The sequence below is a fragment of the Alcanivorax sp. 24 genome, from assembly GCF_004360225.1.
In the GTDB taxonomy this organism is placed as follows: domain Bacteria; phylum Pseudomonadota; class Gammaproteobacteria; order Pseudomonadales; family Alcanivoracaceae; genus Alloalcanivorax; species Alloalcanivorax xiamenensis.
Genome location: NZ_SNUA01000013.1, coordinates 51859 through 67548, shown reverse-complemented (window position 1 = coordinate 67548; position 15690 = coordinate 51859). Strand labels below are relative to the sequence as shown.

The window sequence follows — 15690 nt, the reverse complement described above, 5'->3', positions numbered from 1 at the left end:
GGCTCAAGGCTGCTCCGGGACCTCATCGGCCGCCGGCAACAGGCGGGAAATCAGAGCGTGAGCCAGGAAGGCCACCCCCACCCCGACCACCGGCGGCAATACCGGCGAACTCCAGGCTGCGAGGGCGCCGAGACCGTAGGCGCACAAACCGGACCATTGGAAAGCCGGCAATACCGTACCCTCCAGAGAAGGGTATTGACCCCGGAAACGCACCCAGAAGTCCGCCATGATCACCCCGCCCAATGGCGGAATGAAAGTGCCCAGCAGAATCAGGAACGGCACCAGCAGATCGTACATACCAAACACCGCCAGCAGCGTGCCGATACCAGCCCCGGCGATGGTCACCACCCGGCGTCGGCCGGTACGCAGCAGATTGCAGCCGGCCACCGAAAAGTTATAGATGGTATTGTCCTGAGTGGTCCAGATGTTCAGGAACAACATCAGCAGCGCCAGCACCACGAAGCCCTGGGTGATCATCACATCAACAATATCCGCTTGCTGATAGATCAGGGTGCCCATGGCACCGACCAACACCATTAAACCGTTGCCAAGAAAGAACGCCGCCAGGGTGGCGATTACCGCGATACGGCCGCTGCGGGCAAACCGGCTCCAGTTGGTGGCCATGGTGCCACCGCTGACAAAGGTGCCGATCACCACGGTGATGGCGGCGGCGAAACCCATGTCACCGCCGCCGGCGCGAGCGCTCAGCGCCTCGAATCCGCCCACATCGACCACGCCCCGGTAAAGGCTGACACCGATGAACAGCAGCATGGCCGGCACCGCGAACCGGGACAGCCAGTCCAGCCCGCGATAGCCCACCATGGCGGTGACACAAAAACCAAAGCCGAACACCACCATCAACGGCAACTCCAGCCCTTGCGGCAGCGGCGTCATCTTTACCAGAGCAATGGCGATGGTGGCGGTGCCCCAGGCGTACCAGCCGATCTGGGTAAAGCCCAGCAGGCAGTCGGACAGCTTGCTGCCCTTATCCCCGAAACAGTAACGCCCCATCAGCACGGTGTTCAGTCCGCTGCGGCAGGCGATGTAGGCCAGCGCGGCGGCGTAGGCCCCCAACAGCAGATTGCCCACCAGAATCACCATGAGCAGTTCCGGAAACGAGAACGCGGTGCCGAGATTGCCGCCGGCCCACATGGTGGCGGTGAAGAAGGTGAAGCCGAGCAGCACCACCGAAGTGGACAACAACCCCTTACGCTGGTCCTCGGGAACAGCGCTCAGCGGATAATCATCGGATGAAGACATGGCAAGCTCCGTGACGGTCAGAGAAACACGGAGCCTGGCCGTGCAACCCGCGGGCCAAATCAGTTCGCGGGCCGGCGGCCCAACAGCGGATGAAGGCGATCAGCGACATGGCCGCTCTCCACCAGCTCCAGAAATTCATCTCCCAGGCGCCGGCTTTCATCAATGGCCGTGCGCCAATAGCGTTCACGGCCGGCGTCATCATCGAGATAACGCTTGAAGTCGGTGCGGTCCGGCAGCTTGCCATGGGGCAGGCTGGCCAGATATTGCGGCGACGGCGACACCAATACAGTGCGGGACAAACGCCCGGGGTCGCCATTGCGCCAGCGTAGCGGCTTGTCGAACCAGCCGGGAATCACCCGGTCGGTGAAATGCGGGTACAGCACCAGTCCTTCCGTGCGATACGGCAGATCCAGATGGTAATCGAGCATGCCGCCATCCCGGTAGACGCCCGGCGGGGCCCCGGGAATATCCCGTACGCCTTCCAACACCATGGGAATGGCGGCGCTGGCCAGCAGAGTGGCGCGCAGGTTATCGCCCGTCAGCGTCACATGGTGGGTGGCGAAATCCGCCAATGGCGCCAACGGCAGATTCTCCTTGCCACCGTTATAGACCAGCCCGCGTTCCATGAAAGCGCCCAGCGCCCGACGGCTCAGCAAATTGCCGCCAATCACGCCGGCCAGACCCAGACCCAGACCCAGACCACCGTCCCGCGTCATCAGCCCACGGCTGCGAATCACCACCACCACCAGCCGGTAATCCGGGTTGTCGAGGATGGTGCCGTCCTGCTCATCCAGCAGGTCGGAAAGCATGGCGGCGCAACGGCGGGTGACCTCGTGGGCGGTAATGCCTTTGGGGAAACGCTGCCGGGTATACAGATCCGCCAGCCGCGCCAGCGCCCTGGAACGGGCGTCGCCATCCCTGCCGCTGGCGACGGCGGCGAAACGCCAACTGCCGATGGAGGCTCCGATCAAGGTGCGCTGGCGCGGCGCCCGCGACAGAAAGTCACCGAAGATGGCCTGGTCGAGGCCGACGATCCCCACGCCCTTGGGTCCGCCGGCGGCACCGGGCAGCACCTCGATGTCCGCCGCACGCAGTCCATGCTCGCGGATGTGCGCGATGGCCTCATCGCCGGCACGAAGGGTCAGCGCCGGTTCGCGGGTATGGATAGCGGGCACCGTCAACTCCTGGCGTTGGAAAGCCGGCAATACTAATCAGAATGGGGAGGTGGAGCAAAAGTTGGGAAGCATGAAGCTAGGACCTGTTCACCCTATTTCCATCGCGCCTGCTGGATGCCCTTTTTGCCTCCAGCGAGGCGGAGGGCCGCGCGGTTTGGTCATTCCAAATGAACGACGAGTAACGCGGAGTGGCGACGTTTTAGCCGCAACAGGCGCGGTGGAAATAGGGTGAACAGGCCCTAATACCGATTCGCTGCCAAGGCAGCTTCCCACAGCGGCTCCGTAGTACCCCTCCGTGGGAAGCTGGCTTGCCAGCGAATACAGCGTTTTTCGATCAGCCGTACAGGCACAGATAAGCTGTATCCACCGCCACTTTCACCTGGAAGCGCTGATCGGCCTCCACGTCGAAGGTTTCGCCGGCGGCGTAGGTGCGCCAGTCTTCCGCGCCCGGCAGCTGCACGGTAAGGGCACCGCTGACCACGGTCATGGTTTCATGCTGGCTGGTGCCGAATTCATAGTCGCCCGGGGCCATGACGCCGACGGTGGCGGGCTTATCCTCGGTCTGGAAGGCAATGGACGCCACCTTGGCATCGAAATACTCGTTAACCTTGAACATTGATGATCTCCACGGAACAGGCTGAGAACAGGATCAAAGGAGCGCGAGTATATACCGGAGCCGGGCGGGCGCCATAGCGGGACCTCGCCCGCAGGCGCCACAGCAAATCCGTGGATAGAGGAGCGGACCGGAATCAGGGATTACGGTCGTGTTCGTGGCAGTAAAGCACCAGTTGGTCGTCGGCGTCTTCGTAACTCAACGGGAAATTCAGGGGGTCACTGAACACAAGGATGGCATCGTAGCTGCGGCCACCATTCATGGCGCAGTCCACCCGGGTAATACGACGTTCCGGGGAAACGCCGTTAACCAGCACTTCCATATTCAGGCGCCCGCTGTTCATGGTCTGGTAACCGGTGACATCACCACGTTGTAGATCCGTCCCGAAAGCAGTGTCGTCGCCGTTAACGCGTACATCTATGGAGAATGCATCGGAAAACGTCACCGTATTGATCACCCGGAAGCGCACCGTGCCACTGGGCACATCGCCAATTTCCTGGGGCAACAGCTTGGCCTGAGCGGCACCCGTGGTAAGGTCGCCGTAAGACACCAAGGTGTAACCGGTATCGTTGGCCAGACGCAGACGCTGCTGGAACAGGGTCGAACCGCTGCCGCTGACGCCAGTCATCTGCACGCTATTGTCCTGATTGTCGTTGGCGTCATCGATGGTGACTTGCAGGCTCGGCCCCTCGGCTTCATCAGAATAGCCCTGCCCGGTGATGCTCTCATCATCGATGGTCAGATCCACGGTCAGCGCGGTCTGATCGGCATTGCCGTTATGCGTGATCTGATTGTAGTAGTACACCGTGGCGCTGGACCGGAAGCGGCCACCATCGCCGTCCTCGTCCTCGCACCCGGACATGGTCATGGCCATCAGGAATGGCAGCATCATGGGCAGCAGCAGGAATTTCATCATTCTCTCTCGTTATCGCCGTTGTCGTCCTTATTACCCCCCGGAATCCGGACTTCAGGCTCCGGTACCGGCTGTTCTTCCATGGACCCGTCCGCGACGGCCGGGTTCCCGTTTTCATCGGCGTCCACATTGAACTCCTGAATGAAAATTTGCCAGAACGAAACAAACAGGCCCGCCAGCAACGGCCCCAGGGCGAAGCCAGTGATACCGAACAACGTCAACCCGCCCAGGGTGGAAAACAACACCAGATAATCCGGCAGTTTGGTGTCGCGGCCGACCAGAACCGGGCGCAGCAGGTTGTCCACCAGCCCGATGACGAAGACACCGAACAGCACCAGAATCACCGCTTCAGTCACATCCCCGGTGGCGTACATATACAACGCCACCGGCACCCACACCAGACTCGCCCCCAGGGCTGGAATCAACGACAACAGCGCCATCACCACCGCCCACAGCACCGCCGCCGGCATACCCAGAACCCAGAAAATCAGCCCTCCCAGCGCCCCCTGGATCACCGCGATCACCAGATTACCTTTCACCGTGGCCCGGGTCACCTCGGCGAATTTGCTGAAGATCATCCGCTCCCGGTCATCACCCAGCGGCAGCGCCCGGATCAGCAGATTCACCAAAGCGGGGCCGTCACGCAGCAGGAAGAAGGTGAGATACAGCATCAGGCCGAGATTGACGAAGAACTGGAACGTATTCTGGCCCACATCCAGCGCCCGCTTGGCCAGGAACTGGCCGGCGGCCTTCAGACCCGACATCAACTGCGCGCCCAGATCGGAGAAATCCACCCCCAGACGTTGCAACCAGTAATGGGCGGAAGGGAAGGCCATCTCCAGTTTTTGCAGATAGCTGGCCGGATCAAATTCCCCCTGTTGCACGCGGTCATACACCGCCAGCCCTTCCCGGATGAAGGAGGCCGCCACCACCAGCACCGGGATGACCACCACCACGATGCTCAGCAGCAAGGTGATCATGGCGGCCAGATTGCGCCGCCCCGGCCAGCGCGCCAACAGACGGCGCTGCATCGGAAAAAAAATCAGTGCCACCGCGAAGGCCCAGAACACCGGCGCATAAAAAGGGCGCAGCAGCAACAAGAAGGCCACCGTCACCAGAATCAGAAAAGCCAGAAAAGACTGCTGCTCCAGACGCTCACGCATTCCATTGTCCTCTTTTCGCCGTGGCTTTCACGGCCGGGCGCCCCCCGGCGGCCCACCTTCTTTTGCTCGCCGCCATCGTCACCGCGTCAAGGCACCATGGTGGTCACAAGATAACCGGTGTAGGCCAGATAAATAACCAGCAATACCGAGCCTTCCAAGCGATTGATTCGCCCCCGGCCACGGAAGCCATACCCGAACACGAACAGCAGCAGGGTCAGGCCGGTCATCACCGCCCAGTCCCGATAAAGCACCGCCGGTTCCACCGCCACCGGATGAATCGCGCCGGCGATCCCCACCACCGCCAGGGTATTGAACAGGTTGGAGCCTAGCACATTGCCCAGCGCCAGATCGTGCTCGTTTTTGCGGATGGCGACCAGACTGGAAGCCAGTTCCGGCAGGGAGGTGCCGATGGCGACCACGGTCAGACCGATGATCAGGTCACTGACCCCCAGCGCCTGGGAAATTTCCACCGCGCCCCAGACCAGAATACGGGAGCTGACCACCAGCAAGGCCAGCCCCAGCAGCATCCAGAACAGAGCCCGTCCCTTGCTCATCGGATGGGCGAACGCCTCCTGGTCCACATCTCCACCCAGAGGGTCGCCTTCTCCCCGCATGCCCTGATAGATGGACCACCCCATCAGCGCCGCGAAGACCAGCAGCAACACCACCGCGTCCATGCGGCTGACCAGATCGTCATGGATCAGCGCCGCGGACAGCAGAGTGATCACCAGCAGTATGGGCAGTTCTTTGCGCAGCACAGAGGAATGCACGGCGATCGGACTGATCGCCGCCACCAGGCCGAGGATCAAAGCGATATTGGTGATGTTGGAGCCATAGGCATTACCCAATGCCAGCCCCGGATTGCCATCCACGGCGGCCAGGGCGGAGACCACCATTTCCGGCGCCGAGGTGCCAAAGCCGATCACCACCATGCCGATCAACAACGATGGCATACCCGCGTAACGGGCCGTGGTGGCGGCGCCATCGACAAACCGGTCAGCACTCCAGACAAGAACAATCAGGCCGGCAACCACTGCCGCCACGGCAAGCCACATATACGTTCCTCAGTGTTTTCGAAACCTCGTGGTCCCTTCTTTATATAAAGAGGACCATTGCTATTCGCGAGCAAGCTCGCTTCCCACGGCGACTTCGTAGCTCCCTGTGGGACGCTGCCTTGGCAGCGAAGACTGTTCGGTTTCATGTTCCCGAAGCGTTTCTCTTCGCGTTATTCCCGCTGGAACAGCCGGGCGAGCACGTCGCCGCCGCTTTTTTCCTTCAGTAGCCGCCAATTCTCCGGCACTTCCGACGCTCCGTCCTGACGCCGGGACTCGACGTAGATCAGCGCCTCGGGCATCAGCAACTTGAGCTCCTCCAGAGCGCGGCAGGCGGGTTCCGCCAGCCCCAGATCGTAGGGCGGGTCAATGAACACCAAGTCGAAACGCTCCGCTGTCCTTGGCAACCATTTCAAGGCGTCGGCGCACTGTACCATCACCCGCTCCCCGAACAAGGGACGCAGTTGACGGGACAGGTCGGCACAGCGCTCCTTTTTTTTCTCCACCAGAATGGCGCGCCCGGCACCCCGGCTCAGGGCTTCCGCGCCCAAGGCCCCGGAGCCGGCGAACAAATCCAGTACGCGGGCCCCGGACAACTCCCATTGCAACCAGTTGAACAGGGTTTCGCGCATACGGTCCCCGGAGGGGCGCAGATCGCCCCCCTGGTCGACGAAGTGAAGACGGTGGCCGCGAAATTCGCCGCCGATGATCCGCACCTGCCCTTTACTGGTTTTTCCCTTGGCTTTCATTGCTTTCGACCGTTTGCTTGGCGGGCTGCGCGGGTGCTTTCGGGCCGATACTGACGATCGCCAGATGGTCCGGGTCCACGGCCTTGCGCATTGCCGCCTGGATGTCCGCCACGGTCAGATCCCGCACCTGCTGGTTGAACCGTTGCAGATAGTCCAGAGGCAGATCATAGAAGCCGATGGCACCGAGCTGGCCGATAATATCGCCGTTGTCGGCGGTTTCCAGTGCCATGCCGCCAAGAATGTTGTCCTTGGCCATGGCCAGTTCCTCCTCGCTGGGCCCTTCGGCGATAAACCGGCGGATTTGGTCCAGGGTCAGCGCGAGCGCATCACTGGCGTTATCGTTCGCGGTTTGTAGTTGTACCGTGAATGGGCCACCAGCGGCCATGGGCTTGAAGTAGCTGGAAATGCCATACACGTAGCCGCGCTTCTCGCGCACCTCCTGGGTAAGCAGGGACGCAAAGCCGCCGCCGCCAAGGATGTAGTTGCCCACGTACAAGGCAACATGATCCGGATCACCGCGCCAGGTGGCCTGGTTGCCGAGCAGAATATGGGTCTGGGTGGACGGGAAAGTCAGGTGCTCCACTTTGCGGGTGGGCAGCGCCCTGGCCCGGGGCAACGCCGGCGCCGCACCGCCTTGCGGCAAGGCATCGCTGAGACGCTGGGCGATCCGCTCGGCCTGGGCCCGGCTGACATCGCCGACCAGAGCGATGACGGTATTGCCGGCGGTGTAATAGCGCTGGTGGTAATCCACCAAATCCTGACGCTGAATACCTGGCAGGCTTTCCAGGGTACCGCCCTCCGCATGCCCATAGGGGTGATCGCCGAACAGCAGCTTCTGGTAGGCCTTCTGAACCTGCGGGCCCGGCACCTGGCGCTCCATCTTCAGCCCCTGCAGCATCTGGGTGCGAATGCGTTCCAGGGCGTCCGGCGGGAAGGTGGGCTGGCCCGCCACCCGCGCCAGCAGGGTCAGGGCCGGATCCCGCCATTGCGGCTCGGACAGGGTGCGCAGGCTGATCACGGCCATATCCTGGTAACTGCCGGAAGAGAACTGCGCGCCCTTATCCTCGAAGCCCCGGGCGATGTCGTCCACGCTCAACCCCCGGGCTCCCTCGCCAATCAGCGCACTGGTCATGGCCGCCAGCCCCGGCAGATCACCATCACGGGCACCACCGGCATTCATTACCAAACGCACGTCCAGCATGGGCAGCGCCTCACTCTGGACGAACATCACCCGGGCGCCGCCGGAGGTATGCCAGGACTGGATATCCAGCTCCGGCGCCGCCGGCTCCGCCTGGCGCACCTGCCGTTCCGAGGCGGGAAAACTGGCGCAGCCGGCCAGCAACCATGCGCACATCACACCCAGAATCGCTGTTTTCATCGCGCGCATTATTGTTCCTCCGGCTGTGCATTCTCTGACTTCGCCGCCTCTGGCAGCTCTTTTGGCAGCTCTTTTGGCAAAACAAGGGCGGTGGTACGGCGCTCATCCACCAACCACTGGCGGGCCGCATCCCGCACGTCCTCGGCGGTGACCTCGGCGAGGTTGGCCTCGAACTCGCCGGCCAGTCGCCAGTCCAGACCCAGCGTGCTCAGCATGCCCAGTTCCATGGCCTGGCCCATCACCGAATCCCGCTGATACACCTGGCTGGCGGTGACACTGGCGCGCACCCGCTCCATCTCCTCCGCGCTGGGCGGCGTTTCGGCCAGGGCACGAACCTGATCCAGCAAGGCCTGTTCCAACTGCTCCAGGGTCACGTCCGGGTTCGGCGTGGCGGTGAACGTAAAGGTACCGCTGCCCCGCTGCAAACCGCTGTAACCGGCGCCAGCACCGGCGGCCAGACGCTGCCCCCGCACCAGATCCGTTTCGATGCGAGCGCTGAGACCGCCATCCAGAACCCCGGCCAGCATGGTCAGGGTATAGAACGCTTTTTTGTCCTCGGCGGTGGTCAGTGACGGGACGTTATAGGTCATGTACAGGGCCGGCACTTTCACCGGCAAGCGCAGGGACAGGCGCCGTTCTCCGGCAGGCGGCTCCAGACTGAGTTTCGGTCGTGGCGGCGTTTGCCCGGCCGGCAACTTACCGAAGAAGCGCTGCACCAGCGGCCGCACCTGTTCCTCGGTGACGTCGCCAGCGATTACCAGGGTGGCGTTGGACGGCACGTAATAACGCTGGAACCAGCTGCGCGCCTGCTCCGGTTGCAGTTGGGCCAGCAGGTCGCGCCAGCCGATGATCGGGTGGGCATAGCCGGTGCCGGGCCGTGCCACCGCCTGGAATTTCTCCCAGGCCAGAGCATTGGGGTTATCGTCGGTGCGCTGCCGACGCTCCTCCATCACCACCCGCAGCTCACGGTGAAATTCCTGGTCGTCAATTTCCAGGTTCTTGAGGCGCTCCGCTTCCAGCTCCAGCGCCAGGGGCAACCGCGAGGACTCATACTGCTGGAAATAAGCGGTGTAATCGTAACTGGTGAAGGCGTTGTCGCTGCCGCCAAAGCGGGCCACGATCCGAGAGTACTCACCCGGCCCCAGATGCTTGGTGCCTTTGAACATCATGTGCTCGAGCAGGTGGGCCAGCCCGGTTTCATGGGGGGCCTCATCGATGCTGCCCGCCTTGAACCAGATCATCACCGTGATCACTGGCGCCCGGTGATCCTCGCGCACCAATACGCGCAAACCGTTATCCAGACTGAATTCGTGGGTCGGTAAATCCGCCCGGGCCAGGGATGACAGCATCCCCAGCACCAACGCTACCACCAGGATTCTCATCAAACGTCCTCTCATGCTCTGATCGGAAATGCCGGACTCGCGCCACCGCCGCGCCGGCGCCCCCCTTTTTTGCCAACGGCCGGTTGGGGGCCGACCGCCGTACCGCGTTCACGGTGGCGTCGCATAGGCCATGAACAGGTTCCGCGACAGTGGTAGGATACCCGCTCGCCCGCCGACGCGGGCGACGCTTTTTCCGAATCCGCCACCAGGGCGGGTTCTTCCGGCCTCGGCCGGACAACCCGATGGATACGACTGATCATGAACGACGAAGTTTCCCGCGACGACGATAACCCTGCCGAGAAGGAGCAAAAGAAAGGCGGTTTCTTCTCGCGCATGTTCCGCCGCGACCGCGAGGAAGCGGCCCCGGCCGAACCCTCCGCGAACGAGACAGAGTCCAGCGAGCCGGCCCCCGCCGCCCCTCCGGCGGAGCGGCGTGAAGCCACACCGGTGCCCATGGAAAGCGCGGAGCCGGAGACGCCCGTGGCCGCCGCCGAGCCCGAGCCTGAACCCAGCGCACCGGTAGCGACCGAGGAAGAAGACAAGGCCGGTTTCTGGGCCCGCATGAAGGCGGGCATGAGCAAGACCAGCAAGAATCTGGGCAAGGGCCTGGCGGATCTGCTGGTGGGCGCCAAGGAGATCGACGACGAAATCTTCGAGGAGATCGAGACCCAGTTGCTGGTGGCGGACGTCGGCGTGGAGGCCACCGATGTGATTATCCAGGCGCTGACCGAGCGCGTCGGCCGCCAGGAACTGGTGGACGCCGACGCCCTCTACGAAGCGCTGCAGGAAGAGCTGCGCAAGCTGCTGGTGCCAGTGGATCAGCCGCTGGTCATCGACGGCACGCACAAACCTTACGTGATCCTGATGGTGGGCGTGAACGGCGTCGGCAAGACCACCACCATCGGCAAGCTGGCCTGCCGCTTCAAGGCGGAGGGCCGCAATGTGATGCTGGCCGCCGGCGACACCTTCCGCGCCGCCGCCGTGGAGCAATTGCAGGTATGGGGCGAACGCAATGATATTCCGGTGGTGGCGCAGCATACCGGCGCCGACTCCGCCAGTGTCATCTATGACGCGGTGCAGGCCGCCCAGTCCCGCCAGGCGGATGTGCTGATCGCCGATACCGCCGGCCGCCTGCACACCCGCGGCAACCTGATGGAAGAGCTGTCCAAGGTCACCCGGGTAATGAAAAAGCTGTCCCCGGAGGCGCCCCACGAAGTACTGCTGGTGCTGGACGCCGGCACCGGCCAGAACGCCATCAACCAGGCCCTGGAATTCCGTGAAACCGCCGGCGTCACCGGCCTGGTACTGACCAAACTGGATGGCACCGCCAAAGGCGGCATCCTGTTCGCTCTGGCCAAACGCACCGGTCTGCCGATCCGTTTCATTGGGGTCGGTGAGCGTCTGGAGGATCTGCGCCCCTTCAACGCGGAGGAATTCGTGCAGGCCTTGTTCGAGGACGTTACCTCCTGATCGAAGCTTCCCAGCACGCTCAACGAGACCAGCATCCATGATCAAATTCGACCGGGTCAGCAAACGCTACGCCAGTGGCAAGGACGCCCTGCGCAGGGTGTCGTTCGAGTTGCCCGCCGGGCAGCTCACCTTTCTCACTGGCCATTCCGGCGCCGGCAAATCGACCTTGCTCAAGCTGATCATGATGATCGAGCGCCCGACCCAGGGGCAGATCTTCGTCGGCCGGCAAAACCTGAATGGTTTCGGCAACCGCCATATCCCGTTGCTGCGCCGCAAGATTGGCATGGTCCACCAGAACCACCAGTTGCTGTTCGATCGCAGCGTGTTCGACAATGTGGCCCTGCCCTTGGTGATCGCCGGTTTCCCCAAGGCGGATATCGGCAAACGGGTACGCGCCGCCCTCGACAAGGTCGGCCTGCTCAGCAAGGAGAAGCAGAACCCGATCATGCTTTCCGGCGGCGAACAACAGCGGGTGGGCATCGCCCGGGCCGTGGTCAACAAGCCGCCGCTGCTGCTGGCCGACGAGCCCACCGGTAACCTGGACCCGGCGCTGTCCGCGGAGATCATGGACCTGTTCCACGACTTCGCCCGGGTCGGCGTGGCGGTACTGATCGCCACTCACGACCTGTCGCTGATCGCCCGCTACCGCCACCGCCTGCTGACTCTGCGCGAAGGCAACCTGATTCATGATGGCGTCGAGAGCGCCACCCCGGCCGCCGGAGACTGGTATGGCGCGTAATCCAAAACGCCCCGCCGGCGCCCGCAGCGCCCGCACTTCCCTGGGCGATCATTTCACCGCCTGGCGCCACCATCACCGGGATTCGCTGGCGGACGCCCTCGGGCGCATGCGCGGCACCCCCGGCAGCACCCTGCTCACCATTCTGGTGATCGCCATCGCCCTGGCCTTGCCCACCGGCCTGTCAGTGCTGTTGGACAACGCCCGGGTGATCACCCAGGGCTGGGATGGCCGCGCCCATCTGTCCGTGTTCCTGAAGATGGACATCAAGGAGGAACGGCAGCGGGCTCTGGCCAAGGACTGGGCGGCCCTGGACGGCGTGGCGGACACCGAGGTGATCACCCGCCAGCAGGCGCTGGACGAGTTCCGCGAGCAATCCGGCTTCGGTGACGTGCTTGAGGCTCTGCCGGATAACCCGCTGCCGCCATTGATCGTGGTGTTCCCGTCCAGCAATGAACCGGAAGCGCTGGAGGCCTTGCAGCAACGCCTGTCCAAACTGCCGGAAGTGGATCTGGCCCAGTTGGATGTGGCCTGGGTCCGGCGCCTGCACGCCATTATCGAGCTGGGGCAGCGCCTGATCGGCGTGCTGACCCTGGCCCTGGCCGCCGCCGTGGTACTGGTGGTGGTCAATACGGTGCGGCTGGCCATTGAGAGCCGCCGCGAGGAAATCGTGGTGATCAAGATTGTCGGCGGCACCGACGGTTTTGTCCGCCGTCCCTTCCTCTATAGCGGATTCTGCTGCGGTTTCGCTGGCGGGCTGGGGGCGCTGATCCTGGTTGGCACCGCCCTGTGGTGGCTGGGAGAACCAGTCAATCAGCTCCTTGACCTGTATGGAAGTGAATATTCGCTCACCGGGATGTCCCCGGCAACCGCGCTGATCCTGCCGCTGTTCAGCGGCGCCCTGGGCCTGCTTGGCGCCTGGCTGGCGGTGAGCCGGCACCTGGGCGAGATCGAGCCGCAGTTCTAGGCGCCCAAAGACCGGACTACGAAGCCGCTGTGGGAAGCTTGCTTGCAAGCGAATCTTTTGGGATCAAACCCCATTCGCTTGCAAGCAAGCTTCCCACAGTGGCTCTGTAGTTATATCCGAGCTCGCGATCCTGCTTTTTACCTCCTGTTACATCGATTCGTCATCCAATCATGGAATCATTGACCCAGATCGGGGTCCGATCGGGAGAGCGGGATCATTATTGATTCCGACGATAGCGGGGAACCAAAACCCCTATTAGCACTCAAAGGGACCGAGTGCTAATATCTTTCCCATCCAAAAGGGAGAAGGGATACATGAACACACAACTGCAACGTGCACAGGCCATGCCGCTGGCGGTACCGGGTAATGACCTGGACGCTTATATCCGCGCGGTCAACGCCGTGCCGGTGCTCAGTGCCGAGGAAGAGCGGGTACTGGCGGAGCGGTTGTACTTTCAGGAAGACCTGGACGCCGCCCGCAATATGGTACTGGCCCACCTGCGCTTCGTCGTGCATATCGCGCGCAGCTACACCGGCTACGGCCTGCCGCTGGGCGATCTGATCCAGGAAGGTAACGTCGGTCTGATGAAGGCGGTGAAACGCTTTGATCCGGCCAAGGGCGTGCGCCTGGTCAGCTTCGCGGTGCATTGGATCAAGGCGGAGATTCACGAATACGTGATCCGTAACTGGCGCATCGTCAAGGTGGCCACCACCAAGGCTCAGCGGAAACTTTTCTTCAACCTGCGAGGTCAGAAGAAACGTCTGGGCCGGTTGACGCCGGAAGAAGCCGCCCGGGTGGCCGATGATCTGGGAGTGACCCCGGAACAGGTGAAGGAAATGGAAGGTCGGCTGGGCGCCTATGATGCCAGCTTCGACGGCCCCATCAATGACGATGAGGACAACACCATTCCGTCACCGGCCGCGTACCTGCACAGCGACAACAGCGACCCCGCGGAGCTGCTCGCCGAGCAGGACGACCAGGACCGCAATTCCCGCAAGCTGGGCTCCGCCCTGCTGGCGCTGGATGATCGCAGCCGCGATATTCTGGAACGCCGCTGGCTGGCGGACAGCAAGTCCACCCTGCAGGAACTGGCTGATGAGTACGGTGTGTCCGCCGAGCGGATCCGCCAGTTGGAGAACAACGCGATCAAGAAGCTGCGTAACGCCATTGCTGCCTGATCGTTGCACGAACCCGTAATGCGCTGATTTTGTTTTTGTTACTTTTGCTTTGTTTGCTTTTCTGCCTTTTGCACGCCACCTTCGGGTGGCGTTTGCGTTATAATTCCGGCGTTTTTCCACTACCTTTCCCGATCACCCACGCATGAGGGATGGCTCTCAATGAATGCGTTACTCACTCTCGGCGCGCTCAACGGTGCCCTCGCGGTGATGCTGGGCGCGTTCGGCGCCCACGGTCTCAAGGCACGGGTCAGTCCCGCCGATCTGGCCATCTGGGAGACCGCCAGCCAATACCACTTCTATCATGCCCTGGCCCTGTTGCTGGCTGGCCTGCTGGCCCGCCAATTCTCCGCCGGCGCCGCCATCACCGCCGGTTGGGTGATGTTTGCCGGCATGGTGGTGTTCAGTGGTAGCCTGTATCTACTGGTGCTCAGCGGCCAACGCTGGCTCGGCGCGATCACACCCCTTGGCGGTGTCGCCCTGATCGTGGGCTGGCTGATACTGGCCTGGGCTTTATTCCGTTCCGTGGATTGAATGATGACCACCCTGACCGTAAACGGCGAACCCTTTTCCCTGTCCGGCCGCACCGTGGCCGATCTGGTTCAGGCCCTGAATCTGAGCGGACGACGATTGGCGGTGGAAGTGAACCGGGATATCGTCCCCAAAAGCGCCCACGCCGATCATCTGCTGAGCGACGGGGATGTCGTGGAAATCGTGCACGCCATAGGGGGTGGGTGAGCCTCCGGCTCCCCCTTCTCCTTAACCCACCCATCTCAACCGAGGCCATCATGTCCGACCTACTCGATATCGCAGGAAAAACCTATTCCTCCCGGCTGCTGATCGGCACCGGCAAGTACAAGGATTTCGAGGAGACCCGATCGGCCATCGAGGAGAGCGGCGCGCAAATCGTCACCGTGGCGATTCGCCGTACCAATATCGGGCAGAACGCCGACGAACCCAACCTGCTGGACTTCGTCAGCCCGGACAAGTACACCATCCTTCCCAACACCGCCGGCTGCTTCAATGCCGACGACGCGGTGCGCACCTGCAAGCTGGCACGGGAACTGCTGGACGGTCATGACCTGGTGAAACTGGAAGTGCTGGGCGACCAGAAGACCTTGTATCCGAATATCACCCACACCCTGAAAGCCGCCCAAACCCTGGTGGACGACGGCTTCAAGGTGATGGTGTACACCAACGACGACCCGATCGTGGCCAAGGAACTGGAATCCATGGGCTGCGTGGCGGTGATGCCGCTGGGCTCGCTGATCGGCTCCGGCCTTGGCATCCTCAACCCGCACAATATCCACCTGATCCTGGAAGAGGCGGAAGTGCCGATCATCGTCGATGCCGGCGTGGGCACCGCTTCCGACGCCGCCATCGCCATGGAGCTGGGTTGTGACGGTGTGCTGCTGAACTCCGCCGTGGCCCATGCGAACAAACCGATTCTGATGGCCTCGGCCATGCGCAAGGCCATCGAAGCCGGCCGCGAATCGTTCCTGGCCGGCCGCATGCCACGCAAGGCCTACGCCACCGCATCCTCGCCGCTGGACGGCGTGAGCCGGTAACCGCCGCGAGAATCGCACCACATTCGCTGCCAAGGCAGCTTCCCACAGAGAGGAGCCACGGAGCCGCTGTGGGAAGCTGCCCTGGCAGC

The 15690-nt window shown here is 62.7% G+C and carries 16 protein-coding genes; 7 read left to right on the top strand and 9 right to left on the bottom strand.

The window, feature by feature from the left end; genetic code table 11:
• Nucleotides 1–3 precede the first annotated feature (3 nt).
• From codB to E0L37_RS16350, 9 genes are all read right to left on the bottom strand, one after another.
• Nucleotides 4–1260: a cytosine permease gene (codB, locus tag E0L37_RS16390; protein ID WP_133492776.1), complete on the bottom strand. Its 1257-nt coding sequence runs from the start codon at nucleotides 1258–1260 to the stop codon at nucleotides 4–6.
• A 59-nt stretch (nucleotides 1261–1319) separates the two neighbouring features.
• On the bottom strand, nucleotides 1320–2435 hold the full coding sequence (locus E0L37_RS16385) for a patatin-like phospholipase family protein (RefSeq protein WP_133492775.1): 1116 nt from the start codon (nucleotides 2433–2435) through the stop codon (nucleotides 1320–1322).
• Between the two features lie 334 nt (nucleotides 2436–2769).
• On the bottom strand, nucleotides 2770–3051 hold the full coding sequence (locus E0L37_RS16380; protein WP_133492774.1) for a pyrimidine/purine nucleoside phosphorylase: 282 nt from the start codon (nucleotides 3049–3051) through the stop codon (nucleotides 2770–2772).
• A gap of 133 nt (nucleotides 3052–3184) precedes the next feature.
• Nucleotides 3185–3964 (bottom strand): hypothetical protein, encoded by a 780-nt coding sequence (locus tag E0L37_RS16375; protein ID WP_133492773.1) that lies wholly within the window; start codon nucleotides 3962–3964, stop codon nucleotides 3185–3187.
• Nucleotides 3961–5124 (bottom strand): AI-2E family transporter, encoded by a 1164-nt coding sequence (locus E0L37_RS16370; protein ID WP_133492772.1) that lies wholly within the window; start codon nucleotides 5122–5124, stop codon nucleotides 3961–3963. Before E0L37_RS16370 ends, E0L37_RS16375 begins: the two co-directional genes overlap by 4 nt.
• An 86-nt stretch (nucleotides 5125–5210) precedes the next feature.
• Nucleotides 5211–6179 (bottom strand): calcium/sodium antiporter, encoded by a 969-nt coding sequence (locus E0L37_RS16365; RefSeq protein ID WP_133492771.1) that lies wholly within the window; start codon nucleotides 6177–6179, stop codon nucleotides 5211–5213.
• 170 nt (nucleotides 6180–6349) lie between these two features.
• Nucleotides 6350–6925, bottom strand: coding sequence for a 16S rRNA (guanine(966)-N(2))-methyltransferase RsmD (rsmD, locus tag E0L37_RS16360; protein ID WP_133492770.1), 576 nt, complete (start codon nucleotides 6923–6925; stop codon nucleotides 6350–6352).
• Nucleotides 6900–8312 carry a pitrilysin family protein gene (locus tag E0L37_RS16355; protein WP_133492769.1) on the bottom strand — a complete coding sequence of 471 codons (1413 nt, stop codon included), beginning with the start codon at nucleotides 8310–8312 and terminating at the stop codon, nucleotides 6900–6902. Before E0L37_RS16355 ends, rsmD begins: the two co-directional genes overlap by 26 nt.
• Entirely contained in the window at nucleotides 8312–9685 is a 1374-nt protein-coding gene (locus tag E0L37_RS16350; RefSeq protein ID WP_133492768.1) for a pitrilysin family protein, read from the bottom strand. The genes E0L37_RS16355 and E0L37_RS16350 overlap by 1 nt, the downstream gene beginning before the upstream one ends.
• Before the next feature lie 258 nt (nucleotides 9686–9943).
• Between E0L37_RS16350 and ftsY the strand changes: the two genes are divergently transcribed.
• From ftsY to E0L37_RS16315, 7 genes are all read left to right on the top strand, one after another.
• Complete coding sequence (ftsY, locus tag E0L37_RS16345; RefSeq protein ID WP_133492767.1) at nucleotides 9944–11155, top strand: signal recognition particle-docking protein FtsY; 1212 nt, start codon at nucleotides 9944–9946, stop codon at nucleotides 11153–11155.
• 37 nt (nucleotides 11156–11192) lie between these two features.
• Nucleotides 11193–11894, top strand: coding sequence for a cell division ATP-binding protein FtsE (gene ftsE, locus E0L37_RS16340; RefSeq protein ID WP_022997089.1), 702 nt, complete (start codon nucleotides 11193–11195; stop codon nucleotides 11892–11894).
• Nucleotides 11884–12858: a permease-like cell division protein FtsX gene (gene ftsX, locus E0L37_RS16335; protein ID WP_133492766.1), complete on the top strand. Its 975-nt coding sequence runs from the start codon at nucleotides 11884–11886 to the stop codon at nucleotides 12856–12858. The genes ftsE and ftsX overlap by 11 nt, the downstream gene beginning before the upstream one ends.
• Before the next feature lie 314 nt (nucleotides 12859–13172).
• Nucleotides 13173–14036 carry an RNA polymerase sigma factor RpoH gene (gene rpoH / locus E0L37_RS16330; protein WP_133492765.1) on the top strand — a complete coding sequence of 288 codons (864 nt, stop codon included), beginning with the start codon at nucleotides 13173–13175 and terminating at the stop codon, nucleotides 14034–14036.
• A gap of 159 nt (nucleotides 14037–14195) precedes the next feature.
• On the top strand, nucleotides 14196–14567 hold the full coding sequence (locus E0L37_RS16325) for a DUF423 domain-containing protein (RefSeq protein ID WP_133492764.1): 372 nt from the start codon (nucleotides 14196–14198) through the stop codon (nucleotides 14565–14567).
• Complete coding sequence (thiS, locus tag E0L37_RS16320) at nucleotides 14568–14771, top strand: sulfur carrier protein ThiS (protein WP_097058213.1); 204 nt, start codon at nucleotides 14568–14570, stop codon at nucleotides 14769–14771.
• 50 nt (nucleotides 14772–14821) lie between these two features.
• On the top strand, nucleotides 14822–15601 hold the full coding sequence (locus E0L37_RS16315) for a thiazole synthase (RefSeq protein ID WP_133492763.1): 780 nt from the start codon (nucleotides 14822–14824) through the stop codon (nucleotides 15599–15601).
• The last annotated feature ends 89 nt before the right edge of the window (nucleotides 15602–15690 follow it).